Origin of the sequence: Ameyamaea chiangmaiensis (genome assembly GCF_013376175.1) — a bacterium.
Taxonomy (GTDB): Bacteria; Pseudomonadota; Alphaproteobacteria; order Acetobacterales; family Acetobacteraceae; genus Ameyamaea; species Ameyamaea chiangmaiensis.
This window is the reverse complement of the sequence record NZ_JABXXR010000151.1, coordinates 1-6,214: the sequence shown is the minus strand read 5'-3', so window position 1 is coordinate 6,214 and position 6,214 is coordinate 1. Positions and strand designations below refer to the sequence as shown.

Annotated in this window: 7 protein-coding genes and 1 pseudogene; 1 reads left to right on the top strand and 7 read right to left on the bottom strand. The window is 69.4% G+C overall.

The genetic code is table 11. The features are described from left to right. The 6 genes and pseudogenes from HUK82_RS13650 to HUK82_RS13625 all read right to left on the bottom strand — a co-directional run. Positions 1 to 181, bottom strand: a pseudogene (locus tag HUK82_RS13650) (hypothetical protein); the annotation flags it as partial. Between the two features lie 9 nt (positions 182 to 190). Then, positions 191 to 2,050 carry a phosphoenolpyruvate--protein phosphotransferase gene (gene ptsP, locus HUK82_RS13645; RefSeq protein WP_176614482.1) on the bottom strand — a complete coding sequence of 620 codons (1,860 nt, stop codon included), beginning with the start codon at positions 2,048 to 2,050 and terminating at the stop codon, positions 191 to 193. Beyond that, positions 2,043 to 2,333 carry an HPr family phosphocarrier protein gene (locus tag HUK82_RS13640; RefSeq protein WP_176614483.1) on the bottom strand — a complete coding sequence of 97 codons (291 nt, stop codon included), beginning with the start codon at positions 2,331 to 2,333 and terminating at the stop codon, positions 2,043 to 2,045. The genes ptsP and HUK82_RS13640 overlap by 8 nt, the downstream gene beginning before the upstream one ends. A 38-nt stretch (positions 2,334 to 2,371) precedes the next feature. Continuing rightward, complete coding sequence (locus HUK82_RS13635) at positions 2,372 to 2,872, bottom strand: PTS sugar transporter subunit IIA (RefSeq protein ID WP_306308923.1); 501 nt, start codon at positions 2,870 to 2,872, stop codon at positions 2,372 to 2,374. Between the two features lie 5 nt (positions 2,873 to 2,877). Further along, positions 2,878 to 3,942, bottom strand: coding sequence for an RNase adapter RapZ (gene rapZ / locus HUK82_RS13630; RefSeq protein ID WP_176614480.1), 1,065 nt, complete (start codon positions 3,940 to 3,942; stop codon positions 2,878 to 2,880). Continuing rightward, on the bottom strand, positions 3,935 to 4,456 hold the full coding sequence (locus HUK82_RS13625) for an HPr kinase/phosphorylase (protein ID WP_246495350.1): 522 nt from the start codon (positions 4,454 to 4,456) through the stop codon (positions 3,935 to 3,937). The genes rapZ and HUK82_RS13625 overlap by 8 nt, the downstream gene beginning before the upstream one ends. A gap of 137 nt (positions 4,457 to 4,593) precedes the next feature. Here HUK82_RS13625 and HUK82_RS13620 point away from each other — a divergent pair, with 137 nt between their 5' ends. Continuing rightward, entirely contained in the window at positions 4,594 to 4,971 is a 378-nt protein-coding gene (locus tag HUK82_RS13620; protein WP_176614478.1) for a RidA family protein, read from the top strand. Positions 4,972 to 4,978: 7 nt separating this feature from the next. Here HUK82_RS13620 and HUK82_RS13615 read toward each other — a convergent pair. After that, positions 4,979 to 6,214, bottom strand: a 1,236-nt coding sequence (locus HUK82_RS13615) for a sensor histidine kinase (RefSeq protein ID WP_176614477.1), incomplete at its 5' end; no start/stop codon positions are given.

The following is a 6,214-nucleotide window of genomic DNA, read 5'->3' as shown; positions in this document are numbered from 1 at the left end:
CCGCGTCCGTGCCCGGCGCCCCTTGTGTCAGCAGCGTGCGTGTCGGGCGGCGGCACAGGATCGTCCAGCGCGCACGGTCGTGCACGGGGCCGCCACTGTCGAGGCACGCCAGCCACGGCTCGTCCGCCCAGGCGGCCAACACGGCGTCGGGGTCGCGCCACCCCAGTCTGATCCGCTGCAAAGGCACGGTTCAGGTACCGCTTCCGGCGGTCAGGACAAGGCGTACGGCGGTGGGATCGGTCTCGTGCAGGACACGCGCGCGCAGGTCGCGGCAGGCGTCCAGCGTCGTGCCGCGAATGGCGCGTTTGACGCGTGGAACCGCGCTGGCCGACATCGAGAAACTGCGCAGGCCCATCCCGATCAGAAGCGGCACGGCGACCGGGTCGCCCGCGATCTCGCCGCACAGCGAAACCGGGCGATTGTGCCGCACGCCCGCGGCGGTGGTGTGTTCGATCAGGCGCAGCACGGCGGGATGCAGGGGGTCGTACAGCGTGGCCACATCGGCCGAGGCGCGGTCGACGGCCAGGGTGTACATCGTCAGGTCGTTCGTGCCGATGGCCATGAAATCGGCCAGTACGGCCAGCGACTCGGCCATCAGGGCAGCGGCCGGCGTCTCGACCATGATGCCCAGCGGCGGCAGGTCGTGGCCGAGCTTCACGCCGCGCCGCCGCAGCCGCCGCGCCACATGTTCGTACAGCGCCCGCGCCTGTGCGATCTCCTCGGCCAGCGTGACCATGGGCAGCAGGACCCGTACCGGACCCAGCAGCGAGGCACGCAGGATGGCGGCGAACTGCGTTTCCAGAAAGCCGGGATTTTGCAGCAGCAGCCGAATCCCGCGTACGCCGAGGGCCGGGTTCAGTCCGTCCTCGCCCATCGTGATGCCGGCGCGCGACAGGGCCTCGCTTTGCTTCTCCCCCCCCCAGTCGACGACGCGGATCGTGGTCTCGTCGCCGCCCATGGCGGTGATGACGGCCGCGTAGGCCTCGGCCTGCTCGTCCTCATCCGGCAGGACGGACGCGTTGATGAACAGGAACTCGCTGCGCAGCAGGCCGATGCCCGACGCGCCGGATTGTGCGATCAGGGGCAGTTCGGCCGGAATTTCGAAGTTGGCCTGCAGGCGGATCTTCTCGCCGCCCGACAGCCGCGACGCAAGCCGCCGGAGGCGATTGAGTGCCTGACGCTCCCGCGCATAGGCCGCCACGCCGTCGCGGGCTTCGGCCAGCATGGGGGCGTCGGGGGCGACGACGACCACGCCCGTCGCGCCGTTGACGATGACCTCCGTCCCTTCGCCCGCGCGTGCCAGTGCCTCGGTCACGCCATGGGCGGCGAGGACCGAGGGAATGCCCAGCGCGCGCAACATGATGGAGGTATGGTCCGTGCTTCCGCCCTCCTCGGTCACGACGGCGGTCACGCGGGAGGGGTCGATCAGCGCGGCGTCGGACGGGCGAAGCTGTTCGGCCACCAGCACCGCGCCGTCGGGCGCGCCGGCGAAGGTGCGGAACGAGGCACCGGTCAGGTTGCGCACCAGGCGGCGGCCGATTTCGCGCAGTTCACCGGCGCGGCGGGCCTGGGCGGCGCGCTCGTCCTCTTCGGGCTTGTTGCCCATGGGTGCCAGCATGGCGGTGCACAGGGCGTCGACCTCGTCCATCACGGCGGCTTCGGCGGTCAGCGCGTCGCGGCTGATCCGGGCCTCGATGCCACGCAGCAGCCGTGAGGGGCCGAGCATCCGATGATAGACTTCCAGCAGCGAGCCGATCTCGACCTGTCCCTCTTCGGGCAGCAGCGCCAGCCGATCGCGCAGTTTGCCGATCTGGCGACGTGCCCGGTCCACGGCCTCGTCCAGCCGTGCGCGCTCGTATGTGTCGCCATGGACGCTCGCACGCGGCAGGTCGGTTGGAATTTGGCGGTCGCCGGTGCGGATGGCGACACCGATGGCGATGCCGGGATAGACGGGCTCGCCCTGAAACTGGCGGGGGGGCGGTCGGGATGGCGCAGGAGCAGCCTTGACCGGGCGCCGCCGCCGTGGCGGTGCCGCGGACGGGTCAGTCATCTTCGTTGAAACCAGCCTCCACCAGCAGCGTCAGGGCGTCGATCGCGTCACGGGCGTCCCACCCCTGCGCCAGAACGCGTATGGTCTCGCCCTTGCCGGCGCCCAGCATCATAAGGCCCATGATCGACAGTGCGGACACCCGTTGGGCCGCCCGCTCGACTTCGACAACAGCGCTGAAACGCTCGGCAACGGTCACGAGTTTCGCGGCCGCGCGCGCGTGAAGGCCACGCTGGTTGACGATCGCCAGTGTCCGGGCGAGTACGTCCGCGCCATCCGGGTCCAGTGCCTGCGGCCCGGCGGCGGAGTTGTCGCTCGGGGATGTCACGGGGACGTGCAGGTGGCCGGGGTTCGCACCAGGCGAGCGTCGGAGGCCGACAGGCTCGGGTGGTGTGCGTCGGGCGGCAGGTCACGGCAGCTCTGCGCGCCGCCCAGACAGGGCGCGGGCAGGTGCGAGGCCGTGGAGATGTATTTCCGGCCGGCCATCTCGGCGATGGAAGCGCATTCCGCCAGCGTGCGGCTGGGTCGTATTTTCGCGAGTTTGACCAGCATGGGCAGGTTGACCCCGGCCAGCACGTCGGAGTGCCCCTCCTCCATCACCGACAGGGCGAGATTGGACGGCGTGCTGCCGAACATGTCGGTGACCATCAGGGTGCCGTCGCCGGAGTCGACGCGTTTCATGCTGTCGATCAGGGACGACCGGCTGAGACCCAACGGATCGTCCCCGTCGACGCTGATGCATTCGATCTGTTCCTGGGGGCCGACGACGTGTTCCAGAGCGGCCTTGAGTGTTTCCCCCAGGGCGCCATGCGTAATGAGCACCATCCCGATCATTTCGGGTCCGACCCTCGCTGTTGAACGGGTGTCGCGCCACCGTGCGGTCTGCGGACCCAGCGCCATGCGCTCAGTCCCTGTCGGGCGAGTTCTCGGTGGGTCACGATAATCGGCCAATCCCTGGCGACAGACGCGGCCGCCCCAGAGAGGTCGTCGCCGATCTTCGCGTTGTCAAGAGCATCGTCATGTGGGCCGCTTCGGGACGTATCGCCGCCCAGACTGCGCGCCAGGGCCTCGATGATCGTCACGGAGCGGTGGCGGCCGCCGGAGCACCCGACGGCAACCGTTGCGTATTTTTTACCTTCTGCGACGAAACGCGGCAAGACGAGTCTCAACAGCCCCTCGATCTGGCGGAAAAACGCCTGATAATCGGGGTCTTCGCCGACATAATCCGCCACCTGCGCCTCCAGCCCGGTCCGGGGTGCTAGGTCGGGGACATAATGCGGGTTCCGCAGAAAGCGCGCGTCGAACACCATGTCCGCCTCGCGCGGGATGCCGGCGGGGAAGGCGAACGACATCAGCGACAGGGTCATGCCGCCCGCGCCCAGTCCGAACCGGGCCTCGATGATCTGGCGCAATTCCGGTGGCGGCAGGTCGGTGGTGTCCAGCACGATGTCGGCCGCCCCGCGCAGGGGCGCGGTCAGAGCCGTTTCCTCAACGATGCCGGCCGCGATGTTGCCATGCGTCGCCAGCGGATGACGGCGCCGGGTGGCGGTGAAACGGCGCAGGAGGACGGCATCGTCGGCCGTGGCGTAGATCAGTTCGGGCTGCGGCCCCGGCCGGCCGCGCAGACGCGCCAGGGCCGCGACCAGGCTGGCCGGATCGAAATCGCGTGTGCGGGAATCCACGCCCACCGCGATCGGGCCAGCCGCACGGGCGGCGATTTCCTCGATCATGGGCAGGGGCGGGTTGTCGACCACCTCATATCCCAGATCCTCAAGCACGCGCAGGATCGAGGATTTGCCAGCCCCGGACAGGCCGGTCACCACCACCATGCGGTGTGGCGCCGCCGGCTCGGCGAACGGGCGGTCCGGGACAGGCGGGTCGAGGCGCTCAGACATCGTTGGGCGACACATCCAGAAGCGGGGCCGGGGCCGATGCGCATGCCGGCGACAGCGCCGGAGAGCGGACATGTGCGTCGGGGGCATCACCCAGCAGACCGGCCAGAGGCTGGCACGTCCCCGCCAGACAGTCCAGCACAACGCCGATGCGCGCCACGGCGGACGCATGGAACGGGTCGAGCGTCAGGCACGGGGCATCCGTGCGCGCGTCGCGTGCCGCGGGCTGCGGCAGACGGTCCCCGACATGGCCGGGCGCGCAGTCGACCACCAGCGCCACCCGCGCCGAAGGCCGGAACGGTCGACGCACCAGACCGATGCCGCGGATCTCAAGGATGCCCGCCAGCGCTTCCGGTGCGCACGCCCGGCCGCCGTCCAGAATCACGCGGTCGTCGGCCACCAGTTCATACCCCGCGTCCAGAAGGCGAAGCAGAAGGTCGGATTTTCCACTGCCCGGCGGCCCGCACAGCAGCACGCCGGCGCCCCCGCGCGCGGCGCAACTCGCGTGATGTGTCATGGGCGCGGTCCTCCCGACGGAAGCGAAAGAATGTTGCGTCATATGCAAGTCCCGCATTGCAAATTTATCAAGGCAGGATATGAGAAGCGGCGTGCCTTGTGTTTGCCAGAAACTTGTGATCGGCGCCGGATAGTCCCATGAATCCCGCCTCTCCCCCAAGCCCGGACGGGCCCGCGGCGGCTCGTGTCGTGCTGCATCGCGGTGAAGTGCGGATCCTGGGCCTGACCGGGATGACCGTCCCGGCCGACCCCGCCATGCCCCCCCCGGGGATCGTCGAGCAGTGTCGCCGCGCCCTTGTCGCGGGTGCCGACATGATGGGCGATCGCGGGCTCTCGCTGTATGACGTGATCCGCGTCACGTGCCTTGTTCAGGACTGCGATGCGTTCGCGGGGTGCTTCGGCCTGTTGCGGGACGCCTTCGGCCCCGCTGCGCCGGTGTTCACCCTGCGCACCGTCGCCGGTTTCGAGACCGCCGGCATGAGCCTGGAGCTCGAACTGACCGCACGCGGACGCTGAGGCCCGCTCAGGGAGCGCGCGGCAGACGGACGACGAAGCGCGCGCCCAGAATCTCGCCATCGGGCCCGATCCTGTTCTCCGCGCCGATCGTGCCGCGCAGGGCCTCGACGATCTGGCGACTGATGGACAGGCCAAGGCCGGAATGCTGGCCGAAATGCTCGCTTTGCGGGCGCTCGGAATAGAAACGGTCGAAGATCGTGGTGATCTTGGCCTGGGGAATGCCGGGCCCTTCGTCGGACACCGACAGTTCGACCATCGTATTGTCGACATGGGCGCCCACCACGATGCGTCCGTCCGGCGGCGAGAACGACACCGCATTGCCGATCAGATTGCGCAGGACCTGCACCAGCCGATCTTCGACCGCCAGCGCGCGAATCGGGCGCGCGCCCGGTTCTTCTGCGGGGTCGACGATCAGGATGGGCTGGCCCGGCTTGCGCGTGACCTGATGGATCTCGGCCAGAACGTTCAGAAGCGGCAGCACCGCCACCGGCTCGGCGCGTACGCGCGACAGTTCGGCGTCGACGCGGCTGGCGTCCGCGATATCGGTGATCAGGCGGTCGAGGCGTCGGACATCGTCGTGAATGATGGTCAGCAGACGGCGTGGTGCCTCGTTCTTTTCCAGCCGCAGCAGCGTCTCGATGGCCGAACGGATGGACGACAGGGGATTCTTGATCTCGTGGCTGACGTCGGCGGCGAAACGCTCGATTGCGTCCATGCGTGCCCACAGCGCGAGTGCACTGTCGCGCAGCGCGCGGGCCAGTTCGCCGATCTCGTCGCGTCGGCGCAGGATCGGTGCCGGCACGATGTCGGCCCGGCCGCCCGTCTCGCGCAGGACGTCGGTCGCGCCCACCAGGCGCAGAAGTGGCCGCGCGATGGTCAGGGACATGTACCACGACAGGAACACCGTGATCGCCAGCGCGATCAGGAACAGCGACAGGATCGACGAGCGCACCGCGAACAGCGACCGGTCCACGTCGCGCGCGCGGCGTGTGAGCTGAATCACACCGATCGTGCGGCCGTCGTGGCGCACCGGCTCGACCACCGTGACCACCAGATGCCCGTTGCGGGTGCGGCGGATGTCGGGCGGTGTTTCCACCGGCGCAAGCGCACTGGCGGGGTCGGCGGGGTCGAACGGGCGCACGCCCGGGGGGGTGCCGGACATGTCCTGCATCTCGATCCGTCCGGCGCGGCGACCGGGCAGAACGCCCAGCAGCCAGTCATAGACGCGCTCGGACAGGCCGGG

Bases quoted from the DNA above. Each gene is read 5' to 3' on its own strand.
- ptsP (WP_176614482.1), bottom strand. From the start codon at position 2,050: ATGACTGACCCGTCCGCGGCACCGCCACGGCGGCGGCGCCCGGTCAAG.
- HUK82_RS13635 (WP_306308923.1), bottom strand. From the start codon at position 2,872: ATGGTGCTCATTACGCATGGCGCCCTGGGGGAAACACTCAAGGCCGCT.
- rapZ (WP_176614480.1), bottom strand. From the start codon at position 3,942: ATGTCTGAGCGCCTCGACCCGCCTGTCCCGGACCGCCCGTTCGCCGAG.
- HUK82_RS13625 (WP_246495350.1), bottom strand. From the start codon at position 4,456: ATGACACATCACGCGAGTTGCGCCGCGCGCGGGGGCGCCGGCGTGCTG.
- HUK82_RS13620 (WP_176614478.1), top strand. From the start codon at position 4,594: ATGAATCCCGCCTCTCCCCCAAGCCCGGACGGGCCCGCGGCGGCTCGT.